Below are 23,929 nucleotides of genomic sequence, written 5' to 3' on the forward strand. Positions count from 1 at the left end.
CCCGTTCCGTCGATACAAGCATGCTACGTGAACATAGATCAGTTAACAACAGAACGGAACACTAGATAACCGTATTCGGCGCTACTGTTGAGCGCGCTAGCTTGGCTTCCAGCGTTGCTTTCACATCAGGCCATTCGGTATCAATGATGCTGAATCGCACCGAATTCCGCTTGCGGCCGTCAGGCATGATCCGCTCATGGCGAACGATGCCTTCTTGCTTTGCACCGATGCGCAATATCGCCGCCCTCGACTTCTCGTTCAGCTCATCGGTTGTGAACTGCACGCGGACGCATTGCATTACTTCGAACGCATATTTCAACAGTAGGTATTTCGCCTCAGTGTTTGCAGCCGTTCGTTGGACGGACTTGCTCAGCCAGGTGTGGCCGATTTCGAGCTTCCTATTGCTCCTGTCGATCTTCCAAAAGCGTGTGCTGCCGACGATGCGGCCGCTGTGCCGAGTGATAACCACGAACGGGATCACGTGGCCTTCGTGAAGCCCCCGCAATGCTGTAGCGATGTATGGGTCGATAGTCGACGGCCCCGGCACGACAGTCACTTTCAAGTTCCATAACTCGCCGTCTGCCGCAGCGTCGATGAGCCGTGGCGCGTCTTCGAGTTCAAGGACGCGAAGATCAATGGTCTTGCCAACGAGAGTCAGCCGAGGTGCGCCGTTCATAACCATGAGTGAAGTGAAGTGAATTGACGATCCGCTGCAAGGTGCTGCCTGCTCGACGACGTCAAAAAAGGAGAGAAAGAAGCTTCAGATACCCACTGAATAACCCGCAAAGCTGGTCCAACGGGTGGGTCAGGATTCGGTGCAAATCAACACAGCTTCACCGCCTCGACTTTGAATTCCCTGCTGAACTGCCTTCTTGTTCTCATTTACTTCCTCCGGTTCCATTGTCCACCTTAATTTAACGTCCATGAAACCGGCAGCAGCCCAGGTTGGTGCATCGGATTCGGCACGGAGCCAGGGTGGCTCCTCGAGAAGCCTTTCGCTCTGAACGCCGGTGAGTGCGTTAGTCGGGTTCCCGTCATCGCCTTTCAGGTTCCTTTGCCAGCATTATCGCCGGTTCTGGCCCCGACTAATCCACTGATCCGACTCTCTGAATTTGTGTGGCCACGTCTGTTTGGTCAGCAGCGACCACTATGTCTAACGGTTTAGCCCGCCCCGCGAAAAGAGTGTGCAGCACCATATTTCGCTGACGATGCGCGCCGCGTTGTCTACAGGCAGCATGTGCGCGGTGGTATCGGGATGCGCATACCAGACATAGGCTGACTGTTCCGTCATCGAGGCAAGCGCTTCCAAGGAGATCCGTGCAGGCATCCCGTTGATTTCGGTGATGCCGTGATCCCGTTCCAGCGCCGCCGCGACCCGAATGATGTGGCGCTCGCGCATGTACCACCACATGTCGTTGTAGCGCTGATCCACCATGGTCGCTTCCATGAAGGCCCGCATCACTTTGCGATGGTTGCGATAGTGGGCCAGGTAGCCGCGGTTGGATTCGAAGATCGCCTCGTAGGGGTGGGAGCCGAAGATCTGGCGCTCTTTTGGCCGGCTGGCGGCGTACAGTTCATTGTGGACGTCGTGGATGATCGCCAGGAAAACGTCGTCCTTGTTATCGAAGTAGCGGTACAAGGCGCCCATCGACAGCTTGGATCTTTCAGCCAGGTCGCTCATGCGCATCGAGACGTAGCCGGCTTCGCCGAAGATTTCACGTCCGCTCGAGAGAATGCGGGCAAGGGTCGCCCGCCCCTTTGGGGTCGTGGGCTGCGGGATGTTCGGTTGCGGTGCTTTCTTCAACATTTCCTGTTTTTAAAAAAGTGCGATGCCCTGGGCGTAGTTGAAGGTCGAAGGCGGCAGCATTCCGTTTGTAATAAATGAAGCGTACCAAGAAGAGAGCCCCCCGTGCCAGCGCGCCGTTCAACGCCGTCGCCACGCAGAACGAAGACGGGCTGCGGGCCTGTTTCGCCGAGAGCAGTCTGCTCCGGCTCGACTTGATTCAGCACACTCATGCGAGCATCGACGACCTGATGTACGGCGCCGGCTGCGGCCTGGTCGTCGCGGCCACTGAAGTCGCTGGCGGGCAGCATCTGGGCGGCAAGGGCGAAAAAATCCGCTGATATGGCGCGCAGCGCGGCCAGATCCTGATGGACGAGTGCATATTGAACGTCAAGCCGCCATGCTTGCCGCGTCGCGGCGGCGGCCAAGCGCCGATCCCCGCCTGAGATTAATTGCGCCAAAATCCGCGGCTCGCCGAGTGTGTACACGACATCATGGTCACGGGCGCGTCCACGTGCAAATACGCCAAGCTGCTGCCCGAGATGGCTGGCACTTTCAGGATCTCCAGGCGCAGTGTCTCGCGCAAGTTCATTCACTCCAGTTAGACGGCACTCACCAAGCTGATGGGCCGGCGCTTCCACAGCTACGATGTCGCGGCCATCGGCGTGGACAGCGTCGACAAGAATCATCCGATCGAGCTCGTGGGCGGTTCGCACGAAAACGTGCAGGTCGTCGAGGGCCTGTTGCGCGAGTCGATCGATTGAAACTTGTCCACGGGCAGGGAATACCTGTTCGTGATCGACGACTCCAAGGCGCGGCGTTCGGCGATCGCGGCACTCTTCTGCGTGCATGCATACGTGCGGCACTGTCGAACGCGCAAGCTGCGCAAAATTCTTGTGCGTTCGCTGACAGCAAGCATCTCGCAAACCGAGGTGGTTATGAAAGCAATTTGCAAGCTTCCGGAGAGGGTCGGTATGGCCACGCTCAAGATGCATGCGGTAGGGCTCCGGTCTGGGCGCCCGGATACCTCGGTCACATTGCTCGAAGGGCTGGACGAGACGTTCACGGAGATCGCGCTGCGACTGGCGCCGCCCCTCATGCACGGCCGATCCACGACCAGCATTATCGAGAATACGAACGGTGAGGTACGCCGCAGTGCGGGGCTTGTGAAGCGCTACCGCCACGCCGACATGGCTGTGCACCGGTCGGAAGCCGGATCCCCCGAAACCAGGAAACAGTTCCGCAAGATCCCCAACGTGAGCGAGCCCTGGATACTCGCCGCTGCCTTGAAGCGTCTGCCGTCGAAATCGAACATTGGCCATGATCGCACGTTTGCTTAATCGAAAGGTTGCCTCTTCAGGCCGTCCCCGCCTTCAACGGTGTTCGAGATATTAAAAAAAGTGACATCACTATTGTTTTTTTCATTATGGTCCCCTAGAGTGTAGACACACAAGGAAAAAGAGTGGGAAGTCGGTCAATCGGCCTAACAGAGGTGGTGGCATGGTAGATCAAACCGTCCTGAAGTGCGCGAAGGTGACCGCCGGCGTCGAACGGGCGCGGCCTGGCGATACGAGCAGCCTTCACGCCCTGCCGACGATGGCGAACCCGTTGTGCTCATTCATGGGTTTGCCCAGGCCGCCGCGAGCTGGAATCCGGACATCGAACGACGGCCGGCCGGCATCCGGCCAGTGCCCGGATGCAGATACCCACGAACGTTTTGCTGCTGCTATGCAGCATATTGATCGATGGATTCGATTGTGGTCTTGGGCCACGGCGTGACTGGATCATGGAGGAGTGCATATGAGTTGGTCGTCGTATTCGGATTTCTGCTTTGAAGGTCAGGTCGCGATCGTGACCGGCGCCGGAAGCGGGCTTGGACGTGCTTATGCGAAATTGCTGGCCGCCAGGGGTGCCCGGGTCGTGGTGAACGACATTGGCACTCGGACGCAGCCTGATGGCACTTCCGTAAGTTCAGCGGAACTCACAGCCCAGGAGATCCGGGATCAAGGAGGCGAGGCCATAGCGGACGCTTCTTCGGTCGCCACACGCGAGGGGGGACAGTCGATCGTTGATCTGGCGATGTCGAAATATGGACGCGTCGATATCCTTGTCAACAATGCCGGGAACATCTCGCGGACGTCATTCAACAAGCTCGAGCTCGCTGACGCTAAACCGATATTCGATGTGCACGTGTGGGGAGCCTTTTATGTGACGCAGCCGTGCTATCAGCAAATGGTCAGGCAGCAATATGGGCGGATCGTATTCACTACCTCTGGGGTCGCGCTTTTTGGCAATGGCGGAATTTCGCCTTATGCGGCGGCCAAGGGTGGCGTATTCGGCCTTTTGCAGGTGCTCAAGCTCGAGGGCGCCAGGCACGGTATCAAGGTGAATGCAGTGGCGCCTATGGCATCCACGCAGCTTACTGAGGACGTCGAAATGCCTCAGTATCACGAGGTCAGTGAAGAAATGGTGGTTCCCGAACTCGTGGCGCCCGTCGTGGGTTATTTTGCGTCACGTGAGTGTCCCTACTCTGGCGAGACCTGGTCCGCGGGGTCCGGCTCGGTTGCAAGACTTTTCGTTGGGCGTTCCCCGGGCTTTTTCAAGCATCCCATCAGCCAGGGCGGGCTGACGATCGAGGACGTGGCTGGCAACGTCGAACGCATACGTAGTGAAGAGAATTACACGACACCGGAAAGCTGGCCAGACGAATGGGCGCTTCTGGTTGATCTTCTGACGAGCCGCAAGTGATCGCCGGGGTGAAAAATGGGCAGTGCTGAAATCAGTGAGTATTTAAGGACTCTTGATTTTGGGGGGGCAGGGGAACTGACCCTGCTGGATCTCCTCGAAAAACGCACGCAGGCAACGCCGGATGCTATTGCCGTCCGGTCGCCAGCGGGCAACATGAGTTTCAGTGGATGGCTGGACAACGCCAGGGCCATTTCGGCGCTTCTCAAACGATCGGGTACGCACCGGCCCAACACCCCGATCCTGGTATGGGTCGATACGGCCGATGCCCGTAAAGTGGTCAGTGCGCAACACGGGGTTCTGGACAGCGGTTGTATCGTCGCTCCATTGGACGATCGCCTGAGTGTGGCGGAAGTCAAGCGATTCGCCCAGGACGTCGCGGCGACCGCTGCGATTGTCAGCCGCGGATTGCTGTCGTCCCGCAAGAATGAAGACTTGCAGGAATTCGCCCTCGAAGGGGTGGCGGCCGACGGGGATCCCCTGGATTTGATCGTCTTTTCTGTCGAGGGCGATGCTTTCAGCTTTTTCGCTTCCGTGGAGGAAGGGATGAGGCAACCCGCAGACATGAGTCGTTCCGATGACGCGCGCCCGGGACCGGATGACTGTGCACTGCTCGCTTTCACGTCTGGCACGACTGGACGGCCGAAGGCGGCGATGATCACGCACGGCGCTTGTGTCCAATTGGCCGAAAGGATGGTCAATGACGTGTTTGCAGCGCCTCGGGGAGGACGGCCCATTGGGCGGGATGATGTGATTCAGTCGCCAGTGCCATCCTATTTGCCCACCAGTATCGTCAATACACTGTATGCGGCGGTATTGGCGGGGTGCCCTCTGAGCTACAGGGGACGCAGATTCGATCCCGTCGCCGAGGAAAAGGAAATGGTGCTTGCCGGCACAACGGTCTATGCAGGCGCCCCAGCCCACTACGCGATGATGTGTCAGCGACCGGCAAGCGATGACTCCAGGGCCGCCAAGGTTCAGGTTATGACGGCAAGTGGCGCTCCTATGACCGCGGCGCTCTATCGGTCGATGCTGGAGCGCTGGCCCGGGGTTGCCGTTGCCAACTGGTATGCCCTGAATGAGACGATGGTCGGACAGACACTCAATTTCGGCCAGGACATGAATCTCGATGCCACAGCCGTAGGTAAGCCCATCTGGCCGACCGAAGTCGCTATCGTCGACGATAGCGGGAATCCGTGTGCGCCGGGAGAATCCGGCGAGATACTTCTCAGGGCTCCGGGACAGATGACGGGTTATTACCTGAATGAGGCGGAGACAGCGAAGCGAATCGACGGGAACGGCTGGGTGCATACCGAAGATATCGGCTTCATAGGTCAGGAAGACGGCCTGCTGAGGATCACCGGGCGCAAGAGCCAGCGTATCAATCGAGGCGGGTTCAAGTTTTATCCCGCTGAAGTTGAAGAAGTGCTTCTGGGCCATGAGGGGCTGGCCGATGCGGCAGTCCTGCCCATTCCGGATGCAATCCTGGGTCAGGATCTCGTGGCGATCGTGGTGGAATCCGGAGGGGAGCGAGGTCGCGCACTTACCGAAACGGATATCCGGGATTTTTGCCAAAACAGACTTTCACGCAATAAGGTGCCCAGTAGGGTCTATTTCGTCGATCAATTGCCGAGAAGCGGGTTTGGCAAGATCGTAAGAAAAGAATTGATAGCGATCTGGGAACAGATGGCGTCCCGGGATGCCGGTTAATGGCTGTAATTTATCTTGATTCCAATTCAGGAAAATGGGGAGAGAGCAATGGAACCGCTGTTTTATAGCATGCAAGAAGTCGTTATTGCCGTAAAGGATCTGAACAAGGCGACCGAGAGGCTCAGTGAGATCTTCTCGGCGCCCGCGGATGACGTTGCCTCGGAGCCCCTTGACGGCATCGAACTGATCCAGCGAGGGGTTTGGATAGGCAATGAAAGAATTGCCATCGTTGCCGATTCAACCGGCGTCGGCCCCTTGTCGCAGTCGATCGCGAAACGGGGCGAGGGCATCCATGAAATTTGCGTTAGAACCCGAGACCTGAATAAAGCAATTGCGCATTTCAAGGAAAAGGGCGTCCGGCTTACGCGAGATGAGCCTTATATCCTGAAGGATTACGAATATCGGGGAGAAGTATTCTCCGAGGTACGAATCGTATTCATCCACCCGGCGAGTTGCTACGGTGTACTTGTCGAAGTACAGGAATGGGTCAAGTAGCGTCTGAATCTGGACGACCCCGCTCAAAGATCTTGGAGGCGACCTTGCTCAACCACCCTTCTCAATTGGCCGGAAAGGACCTGGGATCCCACGTGTCCACGTACGATGCGAACAAGGTGATCTTGTACGCTCTTGCGGTTGGTGCGACTGCATCGGATCTCGATCTGGTCTACGAACGCGATCTGCGTGTCCTGCCGACATTCGGCTGCGCATTGGGCTTGTGGGCTGTCGAGTCGGCAGGCAGGCTCGGTGCGTACGACCCCAGGTCATCCCTGCATGTGGCGCAAAAAATTCAGGTCCATCAGCCCCTGCCGGCATCCGGAAGCATCGAAATGCACGGCCGGATCGCGAACGTCTTCGACAAAGGAAAAGCGGCGCTGGTCGAGGTTGAGGTCACCTCCGGATTTTTTACGGCCACCTACACGATTTTCCTGCCCAAAATGGGTGGCTGGGGTGGAGATCGGGGTCCATCGACAACCTCGACTACTGATGTAGCATTCACGTATGCCACCGAAACGGGAACTACTCCCGAACTGGCAGCACTCTATCGCCTCACGGGCGATTTACATCCGGTTCATATCGACCCCGAAGTTGCCAGTACCAATGGCTTTCCGCGGCCGATACTGCATGGCCTGTGCACCCTTGGGATTTCTGCGCGCATCGTTGCCCGTCAGCACGATATCCATCCTGCTGAGCTCAGGTATCTGGAAGCTCGACTGACATCCCCTGTGCTTCCCGGCGATTCGCTAACGGTGGAATCCGGGACACACAATGACGGAATCTATTTCCAGACACTCTCAAAAGGCACGGTAGTCCTGGGAAATGGCAAGGCCGTTTTTGGCTGATATGAGGCCATCGTATCTGCTGTGTATAGGGCGTTAGGTGTTCTGGTTGCCGTGCAAAACGAGAGAAGCCGATTCACCCGCCAATTTGATTTGACCCGTTGACGAGTATGTTCTTATGAAACGAGTGACTGTCAATGACATTGATACGGCTTATGCCGAGCATGGTTCCGGGGATCCAGTCATATTTATTCACGGCCTGGCCGAAGACCATTGTACCTGGCATGTACAGCAGCAGGCGCTGGATCAGTTTCACACCTTTGCCCCTGATTTGCGTGGGCATGGATCGACGACTTCCGGTCAAGGTAACGGGACCTTGGCGCAGTTGGGAATTGATCTGCTTGCTTTCATCGAGGAAGTCACCGGGCCTGCCGTTGTCGTCGGGTTCTCGTTGGGTGGGACCATTGCCCTCTGGGCGGCTGCCGAGCGTCCGGACCTGATAAAAAGGTCGGTCGTCCTGGGCACCTCGTCAATTGTAGGGCGATCGGCGGTGCAGTTTTATGAAGATCGGATTGCAAAGGCCGCGGATACCAACTCAGCCGCATTCAAGGACGCCATGCGCGCCGATACAGCGGCGGGGCTGTTCAGGGCGCATGGGCTTCTTGATCAGATCGTCGCGACACGCCTTGCTGCGGTTGGGGATGGTGTTGGCTATATTAACGCCGCCAGAGCAATGATGAGATTGAGTGCCGAACCGCTGACGCCACGCTTGTCACGGGTGAAAACCCCTGTTGTAGTAATTGGCGCCGAATACGATGCATTCTGTCCGCAGAAGGCGGCATCCATCATACTCGATGCCCTGCCGGCGGCTGAATTCGTGGCCATACCCGAAGCCGGGCACCTGATGAATGCGGATAATCCGGCTGCGGTGACCGAGGCTTTGCGCAGGGCTATCAACCATTAGCGTCATGAGTTGTTTGCCTTTCCCGCGTAAGTGGAAACCCGTAATTATTAGTTGTGCGGATAATAACGGGTTAAAAAATTTGATCTTAAGGAGATGGTGAAATGGTTGAGCGCAAGGTGGCATTCGTAACGGCTGCATCGGGTGCGGGTATTGGCAGCGCCATTGCTCGACAGCTTGCGGACGACGACTACGACGTAGTGATCACAGATGCGCATGAGCGCCGCTGCCGCGAATTCGCGGAGCAATTGTCGAGGCAGCATGAGCGTCCTTTTCTGGCAATTCCGCTCGACGTAAGCGATCCGAATGCGGTTGAGCAATGTGTCGCGAAGATTGTGAATGAGAAAGGCAGAATCGATGCGCTGGTCAACAATGCCGGCTGGTCCACAATCGCGCCCGTCGCGGAGCTGTCTTTCGAAAACTGGCAGCGCTGCCTCGATATCGACCTGACGGGCACATTTTTGACGATGCGCCATGCTCTGCCTTCGATGATTGCACGAGGTAGCGGGGTGATTGTGAATATCAGCTCGATCGCGGCCTATGAAACGTCCACCGAGCATGGAGCTGCTTATTCCGCGGCGAAGGCGGGGGTTCTAGCTCTGACACGGGTCGCCGCGGCTGAGAACGGAAGGCACGGCATTCGTGTAAATGCAATTACGCCCGGCCTGATCTATAACGATTTTCTTCGCAAGATCTATCCGGACGAATTCTTCGCCGGTTACGCGGAAAAAAGATCCCTCGTGGGCCGGGTTGGGCGCCCCGAGGATGTCGCAGCGCTGGTGTCGTTCCTCCTGTCCGACAAGGCCGGGTATATAACCGGAGAAGTATATGGCATCAGTGGAGGAGTCCATCCCCATGGCTAACGATGTCAGTTTTCTCTCGATCGCGGAATTGATCAGGTCATACAGGGATCGCTCACTCAGCCCGGTCGATGTGGCCGAAGCATTTTTCGGGCGTATCGAACGGCTTGACGGCGAACTGCACAGCTACGTCGAAATTACTCGCGATCTGGCACTTGCGCAGGCCAGAGAGGCCGAGCGCAACTATGCGTCGGGAAACACGAGCGCCGCACTGGCAGGCGTCCCGATCTCGATCAAGGATGCCTTTCATATTGCAGGGGTTCCGACCACGCTGGGTTCTGACATGTATCGCGGCCTGGTTGCCAAGGGTGACTCCGGTCTGGTGCGTAGGTTGCGTGCGTCAGGTGCTGTTTTCCTGGGCAAGACCAATACGGCGGAGTTTGGCCAATCCGCTACGACCGATAATATGCTCGGTCCGGATACCGCAAACCCTTGGGATATTACTCGTACCTCCGGGGGATCGAGTGGCGGGGCCGCAGCTTCAGTCGCGGCACGGCTCACCACAGTTGCCGTGGGATCCGACGGGGGCGGGTCGATTCGCATACCTGCAGCGTTCTCGGGCATATTCGGCCTCAAGCCATCCCCTGGCCTATGCAAGGATGAAAGCGGTTTTCGCGCGATGACGGAATTCGTCAGTGCCGGGCCGATGGCCAGGTCCGTGGCCGATGCGCGGATTCTCCTGGGTGTCCTGGCGGACGCGACGTTCGAACGCGGGACGGACAAAAGGCCTTTGCGTGTCTGCTATTGCCCGGCGCCTGAAAATCGTCCTGTGGATCCGGGCGTAGCGGCTCTGGTGGAAAGTGCCGCAAGGTCTTTTGAGAGCTTGGGCCACTACGTTGAGAAAGACCATCCGCCCATCGAGGGTTGGGGGGATATTTTTGGTCCGCTGGTCCTTGAGGAGGAGCATCGCGAGCGAGGACATCTTCTGAAGCTTTGCTCAGAGAGACTCACACGGTATGAGCGATCCGCCCTCGAGGCAGCTTTGGCAATGGACCCCGCCGCAGTCCGGCGCGCTCGCGAGCTTCTTCCTGGTTTCCGCAGCCGACTTGCCGCGTTCTTCGAGCGATACGACATTGTCCTTACACCAGCAACGGCCGTACCGCCTTTCCCGCTGGGAGAAAGGCCGGAGTTCATCCATGACGTCGCTGTGGACTGGCTATGGGGCGCGTTCCCGTTCGCGGCGCCGTTCAATGTGGGTGGGGTTGCCGCTTCGGCTGTTCCCTGTGGTCTGGTCGGTGGCCTTCCCGTGAGTGTGCAGGTTGTGGCCGCGGCCGGGGCGGAACGTCTTCTGTTGGACATTTCGCAGGATTTTGAGGAGGCTATTGCATTTGATCGTGGCAAGCTGGATTCGATGTGGTCTTAGGACTCTAAAAGTAAGCTCATGAGCGAAAACCTCGTCAAGAAAACGACCAAAGACACAGTCCTGGTGTTGGAGATGAATGATCCCGCCGCCAGGAATGCCTTGTCCCGCGACATGCTGTCCGGTCTGTCCGCTGCGATCGGGAATGTCGGTGCAGACATTCTCAGCATCGTGATCACCGGCGGTATTGACTGCTTCAGCGCGGGGGGCGATTTCCGTGAATTGAAGGGTACCAGTGAGGACCTTGACTACGATGATGCGGTTTCCGGAGTCGTCGCCTTGATTCTGGCTTCAGACCGAGTGATTGTCGCCGCGATCGAAGGGCCGTGCATGGGCGCCGCGGCGGATATTGCCCTCGCTTGTGATTATAGGGTCGCCGGTGCTGGAAGCTTTATGCAAATCCCCGCCGTGCGTCTGGGGCTTCTGTATAGCCCGGCGGCGATCGAACGCATCAGGCGGCTCTATCCGCGGGATACCGTCAGGCGCCTGTTGTTGGCGGGTGAGCGGTTCGATGCTCATGAAGCGCGCCGCGCCGGGCTGTATTCCCGAGTCGTACCTACCGGCGAATCCGTTAGCGTGGCGGTCCGGGATTTGCGGAAACTCGATTGGCGGCAAGCGGACGCGGTTCGGGCGACAAAACAGCTTCTGTCGGATCTGGAGGCCGGGCAGGCTGACACGGATCATTGGCAGAAACGTCGAATTGAACTGCTTGACTCAGAGCAAAGGCATATTGCCATCAAGCAGGCGCATGAGCGTTTCGTCGACAAGCATGGCCCGCATCGATGAACCACCTGGTGACGTGTTCACGAAGATATCTTCGCAATGTCGAGCGACTCTTTGAATTGGGAAGGAGATGAGTCAGATGAGCAATACGATGATCGCAGCCATCATGCGCGTGCATGGTGGACCCGAGGTGCTTTCCGTGGAAGCTGTCGCGCGGCCGGTACCGGATGCAGGCGAGGTCCTGGTAAAAGTCGCGGCATGCTCACTCAGCCGACTCGATATCTTCATTCGCGATGGGATGCCGGGCCGTGTCATCGAGATGCCGCATGTTGGCGGGTGTGATGTCGCGGGCTGGATCGAAGAGATTGGGCCGGATGTGTCGGATCTGCAAATTGGGGCCCCGGTCCTGATCAACCCGTTCTGGAATGGCGAAATGCTGGGCGAGGCTTACTGGGGCGGCTTCTCCGAGTATGTCATCGTGTCTGCGAAAGGCATATTGAAGCTTCCCGAAGACAAGCGACTTGTTGAATATTCCTGTTTGCCCACGGCCTATGGCACGGCTTACCGCATGCTCCATAGCCGGGGACACTTGACGGCGGGCGAGTCCTTGGCGGTCGTGGGCGCCAGTGGTGGTGTTGGGGTCGCCTGTGTCCAACTGGGGGCGAGGGCGGGCGCGCATGTCATCGCCTGCACCAGCAGCGAAGACAAGTCCAGGCGCTTAAAGGCAATCGGCGCCAGTGAATGCGTCGTAGCTCCGGACGGACAATTCGGCAAGCAAGTCTGGAACCTGACCGGCAAGCAGGGGGCTGATGTCGTGGTCGACTTCACCGGAACTGCTACCTGGCCTCAATCCCTGAGATCGGTGAAGCATGGTGGGCGGTTATTGTGTTGTGGCGCAACCACCGGATTCGAGGCAATGACCGATTTGCGCTATTTGTGGACGCGAGAGATAGATATCAGGGGGTCGGACGGGTGGGCACATGAAGACCTGCGTCAGTTGCTGGAGATCGTGGCTGGCAATGAATTCGAACCGGTGATCCACGCGGTATTTCCACTGAGCAAAATACAGGATGCCATGCGTGAACTGGAAGGGCGTTCGTGTTTCGGGAAGATCGTTGTCGTTCCGGACGATGTCTTTGCTTCACGATGCGGATGAAAACCCATCGACCTGGAACTTGAGGATACGAGTCATGTTCACGCTGTTCACGAATCGGAATCAGAACCTGAGAAAAATGACGTCAGCCGGTTGACGGACGTATCGAATAACCAGCGCAGAAGGTCTCGCACATGGGTCGATCTACATGTAGGTTTTGCATGGAATCCGATCGCATGATGAGCAAACGAGTATGAATTGACAGCCGGAGCAGGAATGACAGTCCCCATCCCCGCCACAGATCCTTGCGTACGGAATTGCCTTATACGGCTTCTGACCTGGGCGCTGACGACCGGATGCCGATCTGGGTAGGGATTGCGCGTGACCCTGGAGCTGCTTTAGCTGGCAGGGGATTTAACGTACGACTCTTTCATCCACAACAACTCGCCGGCTTTGACCGGTGTACGGAGACACACATGAAGAGCAGAAACGTTTTTCAGACGGCAGCGCTGATCGCGGTATGCGCGACGGCTTTCGCGGCGGCGAGCGCCCAGGCGGCCGATACGATCGTTTTCACGAGTTGGGGCGGCACCACGCAATCGTCGCAACAGAAGGATTGGGCGCAGCCGTTCACGCAGGCGAGCGGCATCAACGTGCTGATGGACGGCCCGACCGACTACGGCAAGCTTAAGGCGATGGTCGACAGCGGCAACGTGAGCTGGGACGTCGTGGACGTGGAAGGGGACTTCGCCTACGCCGCGCAGAAGGCCGGGCTGATCGAGCCGATCGACTATTCGGTGGTGAAGAAGGACGAGCTCGATCCGCGCTTCGCGACGCCTGACGCCGTGGGTAGCTTCTATTACTCGTTCGTTCTCGGCTACAACAAGGCGAAGTACACGGGCGCGCAGCCGCAGACCTGGGCGGATCTCTTCGACACGAAGCGCTTCCCCGGCAAGCGCACGTTCTACAAGTGGTCGGCACCGGGCGTGCTGGAAATCGCGCTGCTCGCCGACGGCGTGCCGCCCAACAAGCTCTATCCGCTCGACCTCGACCGCGCGTTCAAGAAGCTCGACACGATCAAGAGCGACATCGTGTGGTGGAGCGGCGGCGCGCAGTCACAGCAGTTGCTCGCATCGGGTGAAGCGCCGATCGGCATGTTCTGGAATGGCCGTCTGCACGCGCTGGCCCAGACCGGCGTGCCCGTTGGCATTTCGTGGAAGCAGAACCTCACTGCCGCCGACATGCTCGTGATTCCGAAGGGCGCCAAGCATCGCGACGCGGCGATGAAGTACCTGGCCGCCGCGACGAGCCCGCAGGCGCAGGCCAAATTCGCAGCGGACACGGGCTACGCGCCGATCAACGTCAAGTCGGCCGCGCTGATGCCGGCCGCCATGGCCAAGACGCTACCCGATCAATACAAGGACTCGCAGATCAATCTCGACATGAAGTACTGGGCCGAGAACCGCGACGCGATCGCCAAGCGCTGGTACGCGTGGCAATCGAAGTAGGCAAGGCCCGATAGAGGCTGGACGTAACCGGCGGCATGGCAAGCCGGAGACATTGGAGACATCATGCCTAACGTACTGAGTACTGTCGCGCACTCACAGACAGCTGCCGCACGCAAGCGGCGCGACTGGCGCAGCATGCGGCTGCTGGCGCCGGCCATGCTGCTGCTCGTGATCTTCTTCCTGCTGCCGGTGCTCTCGCTGCTCTTGCGCAGCGTGCTCGAACCGACACCGGGCCTGCACAACTACGAGCAATTGCTCGGCTCGACGACGTACCTGCGCGTATTCGGCAATACGTTCCTCGTGGCGACGGTCGTGACGCTGGTCACGCTGCTCGTGGGCTTTCCGATGGCGTGGCTGCTCGCCATCGCGCCACGCAAGCTCAGCTCCGTGCTGTTCGCGATCCTGCTGCTCTCGATGTGGACCAACCTGCTCGCGCGGACCTTCGCGTGGATGGTATTGCTGCAGGCGACGGGGCCGATCAACCGCGTGCTGATGGCAATCGGCGTGATACACGAGCCGCTGTCGCTCGTGAACAATCTCACCGGGGTGACGATCGGCATGACGTACATCATGCTGCCGTTCCTCGTGATGCCCCTGCACGCCACACTGCGCAGCATCGACCCCTCGACGCTGCGCGCCGCGGCGATCTGCGGTGCGAGCCGCTGGCAGGCGTTCTGGCGCATTCTCGTGCCGCTCGCCATGCCGGGCGTCGCCTCCGGCGCACTCATGGTGTTTGTGATGGCGCTGGGCTACTTCGTCACGCCCGCGCTGCTCGGCGGTCCCTCGTACATGATGCTGGCGGAACTGATCGCGCAGCTTGTGCAGGAACTGCTGAACTGGGGCCTGGCTGGCGCCGCAGCTTTCGTGCTGCTCGCCGTGACGCTCGCACTCTATGCGTTGCAACTGCGCTTCACGGGCGGTGCAAACGCAAGTATGGGAGGGCGCTGACATGTTGCTCGATTTCGATCGCCTGGGTGCATTGCGCTGGATTCTGGTGGCCGTGGGTGCTGCCGTCGCGCTCTTTCTCCTGCTGCCGATCTTCTTTATCGTCGCGCTGTCGTTCGGCGATTCGCAGTGGCTCATTTTCCCGCCGCCGGGCTGGACGCTCGAGTGGTACCGGCAGCTCTTCACCGATCCGGGCTGGATCGACTCGTTGCTCACCAGTGTGAAGCTGGCGGTGATCGTCACGGTGCTCTCGGTGGCGATTGGTTTTCTCGCTTCGCTTGCACTCGTACGCGGCAAGTTTCACGGCCGCAAGGCGGTGCAGGGTTTCTTCCTCACACCGATGGTGCTGCCCGTCGTCGTTCTCGCCGTTGCGCTCTACGCGTTCTTCCTGCGCATCGGCCTGAACGGCACGATGACCGGCTTCGTGATCGGGCATCTGATCATCGCCTTGCCGTTCTCGATCATTTCGATCAGCAATTCGCTCGTGAGCTTCGATACGGCGCTGGAGGAGGCAGCCCTCATTTGCGGCGCGTCGCCGCTCACGGTGAAGCTGCGCGTCACGCTGCCGGCGATCCGGCTGGGCCTGTTCGCTGCCGCGATCTTCGCGTTTCTTGCTTCGTGGGATGAAGTGGTCGTGTCCATCTTCATGTCGAGCCCGACCCTGCAGACGCTGCCCGTGCGGATCTGGTCGACGCTGCGCCAGGACCTGACGCCCGTCATCGCGGCGGCGTCTTCGCTGCTCGTCGGACTGACGACCGTATTGATGCTTGCCGGTGCTGTGCTGCGCCGCGCGCGTGCTAACTGAGGTAAACAAGCCATGACTGCATTCCTGCAAATCCAGCGTCTGCGCAAGACCTATGACGATGTCGTCGCGATCGACCAGGTGTCGCTCGACGTGCGCAAAGGGGAATTCATGACGTTCCTCGGGCCGTCCGGCTCGGGCAAGAGCACGACCCTGTATATCGTCGCGGGCTTCCAGGAACCGACCGAGGGGCGCGTGCTGCTCGACGGCAAGCCGCTGCTTTCGGTTGCACCCAACAAGCGCAATATCGGCATGGTGTTTCAGCGCTATACGCTGTTCCCGCATCTCACGGTGGGCGAGAACGTGGCGTTCCCGTTGCGCGTGCGCCGCCGGCCCGACGCGGAAATCAAGGCGAAAGTGGAGAAGATGCTGAAGCTCGTGCATCTTTCCGAGTGCCGCGACCGCATGCCCGCGCAGCTCTCGGGCGGCCAGCAGCAGCGTGTCGCCATTGCGCGCGCGCTCGCCTACGATCCGCCCGTGCTGCTGATGGACGAGCCGCTTTCCGCGCTCGACAAGAAGCTGCGCGAAGAGATCCAGCTCGAATTGCGCCGCATTCACCAGGAAACCGGCGTGACGATCCTGTACGTCACGCACGACCAGGAAGAAGCGCTGCGCCTCTCGGACCGCATCGCCGTGTTCAACAATGGCCGCATCGAGCAGGTCGGTACCGGCGAGGAACTCTATGGGAATCCGGCGTCGCGTTTCGTCGCGAGCTTCATCGGCAATTCGAATTTCCTGCCGGTGAAGGTGACGAAGAACGGCGACGGCCGCATGAACGGCGTGTTTCCGAACGGCCATGAAATCGCCGCGGACGCGTTCAATCCGACGCTCACTGCGGGCGACGAAGGCACACTCATGATCCGCCCGGAGCAGATGCGTATCAGTTCGCTGCAAGGCGCAAGCGGTGCCGGCTTGCCCGTGACAGTGCGCGACATCACCTATCTCGGCGACGCCATGCACTATGCGGTGGCAACGCCCTGGCAGCAGGAGATTTCGATTCGCATGCCGGCGGCGCATCGCCACAGCAGCACTATTGCGATTGGCACGCAAGCGCTTGTCGATTGGGACGCTCGCGACGTGCGCCTCTTCGCACAAGCTTGACGGCAACAGCCATGAGCAACAACGCCCCTCCATCGCGGTACGTTGAACGCCCCACAGCCGCCATGCGAAAAATCGTACTTGAGAAAATGAGCGCGACCATCCTGCAAGCGCATTTTCATCCAGGTGAGCGGCGCGTCGGGCGGTCGCTATGTGAGATTCTCGGCTTGCGCCGAATCTTGGTGCGCGAGATCCAGCGGTCTTTCGAGGCGCAGGACCGTCAAATGGTCAGCGCGCTCACCATCGCTTCCGATCACCGGGGCCGTCAAACCGTCAACGAAATGTTCCCGATTCGTTCGGCTGTTCTCGCGGACAGCACGTCATGTGTGCACAGGGCTGTGGTTGAGAATTCAGACAGGGTGACCGAGATCGTGCGAGAGCTGTTCGCCGAGAGGCGCGAAGTTGCTTTGTAGCGCTTGACGCGATAAATCGCCAGGCGTCCTGGCATATGTGGTTAGAGTGTTGCGATTAATTAGTCATACTACTTAATAGAAGAAAGAAGGAGGAAAAATGAAGAGTAGACGGTATAACGCAAGATTGGTGTTCGCGCTGTTGGGAGGTTCACTTATGGTCGCGACCGCGCACGCACAGTCGTCCGTTACGCTCTATGGCGTGATCGACGAAGGGATTGACTACGTCAGCAACAGTGGCGGGCATGCACTTTGGCGCATGCGTGACGGTACGTATGACGGCGTATACGGGAGCCGCTGGGGACTGAAAGGAACGGAAGATCTGGGCGGAGGACTGAGCGCGCTGTTCAAGCTCGAATCGGGCTTCAGCCTGGAGAATGGCCAAAGTCGCCAGGGTGGGCGCCTGTTCGGCCGTCAGGCCTACGTGGGTCTGTCCGACACGCGTTGGGGCACTGTCACCTTGGGCCGCCAGTACGATTCCGTGGTGGATTACCTGCAGCCGCTCACTGCGCCGGGGCAACTGGGTGGACCGCTAGTACACGCGGGTGACATCGACAACACGGACAACTCGTTCCGCGTGGATAACGCGATCAAGTATGCGAGCCCGAAGATCGGCGGCCTGACCTTCGGCGGCGTGTATTCGTTCACCAACACCAACGCGCCGGGGCGCGGTACGACGGGCCTGTGGAGCCTCGGAGCGAGTTACTCGCTCGGTTCCTTGACCATTGCTGGCGCCTACCTGTATGCGAAGGATCCCGCACTGCTCCTCTCCGACGGCAACTATGTAGGTAATACGACTGGCACGGATATCGGCGCGAACGGCCCGTTCAGCTACGTTGGCAATCCGCGTAACGAGCAGGTGTTCGGCGCGGGCGTGAACTACGCGCTCGGTTCAGCCACGCTCGGCCTCGACTACACGAACACGAAGTTCAACGACGCCAACGGCACAGACGGCACGGTGATCTTTGCCAATTATGAGGCGTGGGGTCGCTATAGCATCACGCCGTCGTGGTACGTCGGAGCGCAATACGTCTACACGCACGGTAGCATCGGCTACAGCCAGCAAGTTCCCATCTATCACCAGGTGGGGCTTACGACGTCGTACTCCCTCTCGAAGCGGACGGCGCTATATGCCATGGGCGTGTGGCAGAAGGCGGCCGGCTCGGCAACCTCTGCCGACATCTTCGATGGTGCAGTGGGATCGGCGTCGTCCAACAATCATCAGATCGCAGTGCGTGTCGGCATGTACCATCAGTTCTGATCGTTAGAGCGCTCCGCCGCGGTGGACGTCGCTTCGGCGGAGCATGGCATTAATCTCTTTGTTGCACTAAATTAAAGTATCGTGGAATTGAAGAGCCTGTTGAAGGACGCGGCGCTTCTGCTTGTCGTTGAGCAATGGTGCCCCGCCGACTCGGGCGCGAGTTTCGACGCGTTCGGCCCGGTAACGGGCGCCTGGCTCGGCAACGTTCCTTTGATGGGGAAAGCCGAAACGGCCAGGGCCATTGCGGCGGCCATACCGCGTGGGCGGCATGGCGCGCGCACGGCGAAAGAACTTCATTGCAGCGGCGGATGCGAAAGACAGGCTCGCCTTTCTCATCAAGACTCACATTGAGTGTGATGCTCAATTCCTGTGCGACGTTGGGTTTTCCGATCGGCACCGTCATGGACGACCGACGATGCTCAAGGCTTGTGTTGAGCGTGCTCTATCTGTTTTCGGTGGCTAGTTTGTGCGCGTCGTCGTTTGCTTCTGGCACTGCGCAAACGTCCGTTCTGGCTGGCATTGTCGGTGTGGAGCGATTGGCGACACCAGGCTGCCTGACAGCCTATATCGCACACCACTATCCGTCGCATATCAAGCCGATAGAAAAGGTTCGGTGTCGAGAATCGGGTAGTTCGATGTGGTCGTGGGGACGTTGACCTGTGGCGTACTGACACAAACGTGTGTGCCATCGCCATGGAACTTCTACGCGTTTGCTGGTGAGGACCTCGTGATTGCGATTGCCGTTTCGAAACATTCATTCCGACCAGAGTGATCATGAAACTGATTCAAAACCTGCCCATTGCGGGGAAGACAGGCGTCGCATTTGCATGTGCCATCTTCGCGTTCGTTGTAAGTGCATGCATCTGCCTCTCGAGTGTCAGTGAGATAGAGCGAAAACAGAAGGAATTCGAATCATCTGAGCAGGCGCTACTGTTGTTGAAGGATGGAACGGCGGACTATCTCAATATCATCTGGGCAGTTCTGGCAAACAACCTGAACGGCAAACAGGAGCACAAGGCGTGGATTGACAGGCACCGTAATGATTTTCGCGCGAGACTCGCGGCGCTGCGCATCATCGACGACTCAGAGGAAGCATCGCAACTGGCTGACGCGTGTCAGGCTGAATATACCCGCTGGCTGGGTACGGCGGTTGATCCGCTCGTGAGCATGCGCAATAAGGTGGACGCATTTTCGGTGAATGAGGGTGACCTCTCCGTGCTCACGGAGAGCTTCGGCTCCTATCTTGGAACTGACCGGCTTATTGCCGCCGTCGACAAGCTGGGCGGCTATGAGCGAGGTCGCGTGCAGAAAAGTGGCGCCGAACTGGACGCGCTGCGCGCGAGAATCTACATGACGATCCTGGCATCGACCGTGATTGCGATAGTTGCGGCGATGCTCGCTGCTACCTGGCTCGCGCGCAGGGTGTCACGTCCCCTGAAGGAAGCTGTGATAATGACGACCCGCGTTGCTGATGGTGATTTGACTGCACGTATCGAAGGCTCTTCAGCCGATGAAACTGGACAGCTCATGCGGGGCATGGACGCCATGAACCGGAGTCTTGCGAGGATTGTGGGTGGCGTTCGAGTTGGCACGGATAGTATTGCTGCGGCGTCGAGCGAGATCGCGGCTGGCAACGTCGATCTCTCGTCGCGCACCGGGCAGCAGGCGAGCTCGCTGGAGGCGACGGCGGCGAGCATAACGCGGCTAACCGAGACGGTAATGCAGAACGCCGGTAGCGCGCGCGAGGCCAATATGCTGGCCTCGCGCGCGACGCGCATGGCCGAGGCGGGAAACGAATCCGTAGTGGACATGGTCAGTACGATCAGGCAGATCAGCAACAGTTCGAAGCAAGTTTCAGAGATTACGGCCGTAATCGAAGGAATCGCATTTCAGACGAATATCCTCGCGCTGAATGCGGCCGTCGAGGCTGCGCGCGCTGGTGAACAGGGACGCGGTTTTGCCGTTGTCGCGAGCGAGGTACGTGGTCTCGCCCAGCGCTCGGCTACGGCGGCGAGGGAAATCAAAGAGTTGATCGTCACTTCGGTGAGGGCGATCCAGGAAAGTGCGAAGCAGGCCGAAGATGTCGGCGAGACGATGGTCGAGGTCAAGCTCGCTATCAAGCAGGTAGCGAGTATCGTAGGAGAAATCGCCACGGCTTCCGACGAGCAAAGTCGTGGTATCGAGGAGGTCAATCAGGCCATGAACCAGATGGACAGGTTTACGCAGCAGAACGCGGCGCTCGTCGAGCAGGCGGCTGCGGCGGCGCGATCGCTCGAGGAGCAGGCGAAGCACCTCAAGGATGCGGTGGCGGTGTTTACGCTTGCCGAAACGGACGCTGCCTCAGTTGTCGTCACACGAGAGAAGTCACTTTCCGGGCTTGTAAGCCATCTGCCAATCGGCCATCAACTGGTTGCTTGACTGATATGTGCGCGTGTAACGACAGGTCCGTGAGATAGATCTCTGTAATGAGGTGAGCCAGGTCGAGGCTTTTCCCGCTCGATGCGCTGTCGATGGGCCTCTCGCTGACCATGGTTGAGAAAATCTTCGAAGGGGCGCACACGATCTCGTAGGAGGATGTGACGGTGCAACTCGTCGAACGGAACGCATGCCGTGTGCCGCAGGTGGCGAAGAGCGGCAATGTGGTGGAGCGGCGTCTTGTCATGAGGGAAGGCGAAGCGAGGCAGATGTCTAACACTCTGAAAGTGCGCGCTGAGTACCTCAGCGAATAGGTCGCGTGTGCGGATTTGCACCGAAGTGGTGGAAATAAAGGGAGACAACATGAAAGTCATGGTGGCAGTGAAGCGAGTCGTTGACTACAACGTGAAGGTCCGCGTGAAGTCGGACGGCACGGGCGTCGACATCGCCAATGTGAAGATGTCGATGAACCCGTTCGATGAAATCGCCGTGGAAGAGGCGGTGCATCTGAAGGAAGCGGGTGTCGCAACCGAGGTGATCGCCGTGTCATGCGGCGTCGTGCAGGTGCAGGAAACGCTGCGCACGGCGCTCGCGATCGGTGCGGATCGCGCAATCCTCGTCGAGTCCAATGAAGACCTGCAGCCGCTCGCCGTGGCGAAGCTCCTGAAGGCGCTCGTCGACAAGGAACAGCCGCAACTCGTGATCCTCGGCAAGCAAGCTATCGACGACGATTCGAACCAGACCGGCCAGATGCTCGCCGCGCTCGCGAACCTGCCGCAGGCGACGTTCGCCTCGAAGGTTGTCGTCGCAGACGGCAAGGCTACGGTGTCGCGCGAAGTGGACGGCGGCGCGGAAACGCTGTCGCTGAAGCTTCCGGCGGTGATCACCACCGACCTGCGCCTGAACGAGCCGCGCTACGTGACGCTGCCGAACATCATGAAGGCCAAGAAGAAGCCGCTTGAGACCGTCAAGCCGGAAGACCTCGGTGTGGACGTCGCACCGCGCCTGAAGACCCTGAAAGTGGTCGAGCCGCCCAGGCGCAGCGCCGGCATGAAGGTGCCGGACGTGAAGACGCTGGTCGAGAAGCTGAAGACTGAAGCCAAGGTGCTGTAAGGGTTCAAGGAGATTACGAAATGACGATCCTGGTTATTGCCGAGCATGACAATGCGTCCGTGAAGGCCGCAACGCTGAACACGGTAGCCGCCGCCGCTATGCTTGCCACGTTCCTTGACGACGATATTCATGTCCTGATCGCTGGCCACAACGCACAGAATGCTGCTGATGCAGCGGCACAAATCGCCGGCGTTTCGAAGGTGCTGCTGGCCGATGCGCCGCAACTCGAAGCGGGCCTTGCTGAAAACGTCGAGGCGACGATTCTTGCGATCGCAACGAACTACTCGCACATCCTGGCTCCGGCTACGGCTGCGGGCAAGAACGTCGCGCCGCGCATCGCCGCGAAGCTCGACGTCGCGCAGATCAGCGATATCACCGCAGTCGATAGCGCCGACACGTTCGAGCGTCCGATCTACGCGGGCAACGCCATCGCGACGGTTCAGTCGGCCGATCCGGTCAAGGTCATCACGGTTCGCATCACGGCGTTCGATGCGGTTGCGGCCGAAGGCGGCAGCGCAGCGGTCGAGAAGCTCGACGCAGCAGCCGACAGCGGCCTGACGCAGTTCGTGAGCCGCGAAGTCACGAAGCTCGACCGTCCGGAACTCACGAGTGCTGCCATCATCGTCTCGGGCGGCCGCGGTCTTGGCAGCGGCGAGAACTACACGAAGATCCTCGAACCGCTCGCGGACAAGCTCAACGCAGCGCTCGGCGCCTCGCGCGCGGCGGTGGATGCGGGCTACGTGCCGAACGACTATCAGGTCGGCCAGACCGGCAAGATCGTCGCGCCGCAGCTGTACATCGCGGTGGGCATCTCGGGTGCGATCCAGCACCTCGCGGGCATGAAGGACTCGAAGGTCATCGTCGCGATCAACAAGGACGAAGAAGCGCCGATTTTCAGCGTCGCCGATTATGGCCTCGTAGACGATCTCTTTTCGACTTTGCCTCAGCTAGTCAACAGCCTGGACTAGCGTGAGCGGGTCATTCTCGCGTGCAAACTTCCGAGCGAAATTCACTTGATGCGGCCGATCGCGGACCGCGATTCCCGCACAGTCACGGCGAGGGTATTTGCTGGGACCTGGTGTCGAGGATGACGTGTCGTTCGGTTTCGCCGTTGTCGAATCAACCTAAATTTCTCCATACATCATGCATATCGGAGTACCCGCTGAAACGCTGGCAAACGAAAGCCGCGTGGCCGCGACACCGGAGACAGTCAAGAAATACGTCGCCCAGGGCCATAGCGTGACAATCCAGAGCGGCGCGGGCCTGCCCGCCAGCTTTCCCGACGAAACCTATGTCGCGGCCGGCGCGCGGATTGCCGACGCGGCTGCTGCCTTCGGCGCGGAGCTCGTGCTGAAGGTCCAGTCGCCGACGGTCAGCGAGTTGCCGTTCATGACGCGCGGCGCCGTGCTGGTCGGCATGCTCGATCCCTTTAACGCAGAGAACGCCGCGAAGCTCGCCGAGGCGGGCGTGACCGCGTTCGCACTCGAAGCCGCGCCGCGCGTCACGCGCGCGCAGAGCCTCGATGTGCTGTCGTCGCAGGCCAACATCGCGGGCTACAAGGCCGTGCTCGTCGCGTCGAATCTCTATCCGCGCTTCGTGCCGATGCTCATGACCGCCGCCGGAACCGTCAAGGCCGCGCGCGTCCTGATTCTCGGCGCGGGCGTGGCGGGCCTGCAGGCGATTGCCACGGCGCGGCGTCTGGGCGCCGTGATCGAGGCTTCGGACGTGCGTCCCGCCGTGAAGGAGCAGATCGAATCGCTCGGCGCGAAGTTTCTCGACGTGCCGTTCGAAACCGACGAAGAACGCGATGCGGCGCAGGGCGTGGGCGGCTACGCGCGGCCGATGCCGCCGTCGTGGCTCGCGCG

General features: G+C 59.4%; 21 protein-coding genes and 1 pseudogene. 20 read left to right on the top strand and 2 right to left on the bottom strand.

What is annotated here, in order from left to right:
• Positions 1 to 61: 61 nt before the first annotated feature.
• Positions 62 to 676: a GNAT family N-acetyltransferase gene (locus ACFPTO_RS01245; RefSeq protein WP_377708856.1), complete on the bottom strand. Its 615-nt coding sequence runs from the start codon at positions 674 to 676 to the stop codon at positions 62 to 64.
• Positions 677 to 1,153: 477 nt separating this feature from the next.
• Positions 1,154 to 1,807 (bottom strand): TetR/AcrR family transcriptional regulator, encoded by a 654-nt coding sequence (locus ACFPTO_RS01250; RefSeq protein ID WP_377708858.1) that lies wholly within the window; start codon positions 1,805 to 1,807, stop codon positions 1,154 to 1,156.
• 74 nt (positions 1,808 to 1,881) lie between these two features.
• Here ACFPTO_RS01250 and ACFPTO_RS01255 point away from each other — a divergent pair.
• From ACFPTO_RS01255 to ACFPTO_RS01350, 20 genes and pseudogenes are all read left to right on the top strand, one after another.
• A pseudogene (locus ACFPTO_RS01255) lies at positions 1,882 to 3,123 on the top strand (IS256 family transposase).
• A 460-nt stretch (positions 3,124 to 3,583) separates the two neighbouring features.
• Positions 3,584 to 4,531, top strand: coding sequence for an SDR family NAD(P)-dependent oxidoreductase (locus ACFPTO_RS01260; protein WP_377708860.1), 948 nt, complete (start codon positions 3,584 to 3,586; stop codon positions 4,529 to 4,531).
• A 15-nt stretch (positions 4,532 to 4,546) separates the two neighbouring features.
• Positions 4,547 to 6,238, top strand: a complete 1,692-nt coding sequence (locus ACFPTO_RS01265; protein ID WP_377708862.1) for a class I adenylate-forming enzyme family protein — start codon at positions 4,547 to 4,549, stop codon at positions 6,236 to 6,238.
• A gap of 48 nt (positions 6,239 to 6,286) precedes the next feature.
• Positions 6,287 to 6,733, top strand: coding sequence for a VOC family protein (locus tag ACFPTO_RS01270; RefSeq protein WP_377708864.1), 447 nt, complete (start codon positions 6,287 to 6,289; stop codon positions 6,731 to 6,733).
• Positions 6,734 to 6,825: 92 nt separating this feature from the next.
• The gene (locus ACFPTO_RS01275; RefSeq protein WP_377708866.1) at positions 6,826 to 7,578 is read left to right on the top strand and encodes a MaoC/PaaZ C-terminal domain-containing protein; all 753 of its coding nucleotides are present in this window, start codon (positions 6,826 to 6,828) and stop codon (positions 7,576 to 7,578) included.
• Positions 7,579 to 7,693: 115 nt separating this feature from the next.
• Positions 7,694 to 8,479: an alpha/beta fold hydrolase gene (locus tag ACFPTO_RS01280; protein WP_377708868.1), complete on the top strand. Its 786-nt coding sequence runs from the start codon at positions 7,694 to 7,696 to the stop codon at positions 8,477 to 8,479.
• 101 nt (positions 8,480 to 8,580) lie between these two features.
• Positions 8,581 to 9,339: an SDR family NAD(P)-dependent oxidoreductase gene (locus tag ACFPTO_RS01285; RefSeq protein ID WP_377708870.1), complete on the top strand. Its 759-nt coding sequence runs from the start codon at positions 8,581 to 8,583 to the stop codon at positions 9,337 to 9,339.
• Positions 9,332 to 10,699 carry an amidase gene (locus ACFPTO_RS01290; protein ID WP_377708872.1) on the top strand — a complete coding sequence of 456 codons (1,368 nt, stop codon included), beginning with the start codon at positions 9,332 to 9,334 and terminating at the stop codon, positions 10,697 to 10,699. The genes ACFPTO_RS01285 and ACFPTO_RS01290 overlap by 8 nt, the downstream gene beginning before the upstream one ends.
• 18 nt (positions 10,700 to 10,717) lie before the next feature.
• Entirely contained in the window at positions 10,718 to 11,482 is a 765-nt protein-coding gene (locus tag ACFPTO_RS01295) for an enoyl-CoA hydratase/isomerase family protein (protein WP_377708873.1), read from the top strand.
• A gap of 76 nt (positions 11,483 to 11,558) precedes the next feature.
• Entirely contained in the window at positions 11,559 to 12,575 is a 1,017-nt protein-coding gene (locus ACFPTO_RS01300) for a zinc-binding dehydrogenase (RefSeq protein WP_377708875.1), read from the top strand.
• A 413-nt stretch (positions 12,576 to 12,988) separates the two neighbouring features.
• Positions 12,989 to 14,020, top strand: a complete 1,032-nt coding sequence (locus tag ACFPTO_RS01305) for an ABC transporter substrate-binding protein (protein WP_377708876.1) — start codon at positions 12,989 to 12,991, stop codon at positions 14,018 to 14,020.
• 63 nt (positions 14,021 to 14,083) lie between these two features.
• On the top strand, positions 14,084 to 14,968 hold the full coding sequence (locus ACFPTO_RS01310) for an ABC transporter permease (protein ID WP_377708877.1): 885 nt from the start codon (positions 14,084 to 14,086) through the stop codon (positions 14,966 to 14,968).
• Between the two features lies 1 nt (position 14,969).
• Entirely contained in the window at positions 14,970 to 15,770 is an 801-nt protein-coding gene (locus ACFPTO_RS01315) for an ABC transporter permease (protein WP_377708879.1), read from the top strand.
• Between the two features lie 12 nt (positions 15,771 to 15,782).
• Complete coding sequence (locus ACFPTO_RS01320; RefSeq protein WP_377708880.1) at positions 15,783 to 16,868, top strand: ABC transporter ATP-binding protein; 1,086 nt, start codon at positions 15,783 to 15,785, stop codon at positions 16,866 to 16,868.
• Between the two features lie 11 nt (positions 16,869 to 16,879).
• Positions 16,880 to 17,278, top strand: coding sequence for a hypothetical protein (locus tag ACFPTO_RS01325; protein WP_377708882.1), 399 nt, complete (start codon positions 16,880 to 16,882; stop codon positions 17,276 to 17,278).
• 97 nt (positions 17,279 to 17,375) lie between these two features.
• Positions 17,376 to 18,536 (top strand): porin, encoded by a 1,161-nt coding sequence (locus tag ACFPTO_RS01330; RefSeq protein ID WP_377708884.1) that lies wholly within the window; start codon positions 17,376 to 17,378, stop codon positions 18,534 to 18,536.
• 774 nt (positions 18,537 to 19,310) lie between these two features.
• Positions 19,311 to 20,954 (top strand): methyl-accepting chemotaxis protein, encoded by a 1,644-nt coding sequence (locus tag ACFPTO_RS01335; protein ID WP_377708885.1) that lies wholly within the window; start codon positions 19,311 to 19,313, stop codon positions 20,952 to 20,954.
• Between the two features lie 360 nt (positions 20,955 to 21,314).
• The gene (locus ACFPTO_RS01340) at positions 21,315 to 22,064 is read left to right on the top strand and encodes an electron transfer flavoprotein subunit beta/FixA family protein (RefSeq protein WP_377708887.1); all 750 of its coding nucleotides are present in this window, start codon (positions 21,315 to 21,317) and stop codon (positions 22,062 to 22,064) included.
• Positions 22,065 to 22,084: 20 nt separating this feature from the next.
• The gene (locus ACFPTO_RS01345; protein WP_377708889.1) at positions 22,085 to 23,032 is read left to right on the top strand and encodes an electron transfer flavoprotein subunit alpha/FixB family protein; all 948 of its coding nucleotides are present in this window, start codon (positions 22,085 to 22,087) and stop codon (positions 23,030 to 23,032) included.
• Positions 23,033 to 23,207: 175 nt separating this feature from the next.
• Positions 23,208 to 23,929, top strand: a 722-nt coding sequence (locus ACFPTO_RS01350) for a Rossmann-fold NAD(P)-binding domain-containing protein (protein WP_465262952.1), incomplete at its 3' end; no start/stop codon positions are given.

The organism is Paraburkholderia denitrificans, from assembly GCF_042655705.1.
Lineage (GTDB): Bacteria > Pseudomonadota > Gammaproteobacteria > Burkholderiales > Burkholderiaceae > Paraburkholderia > Paraburkholderia denitrificans.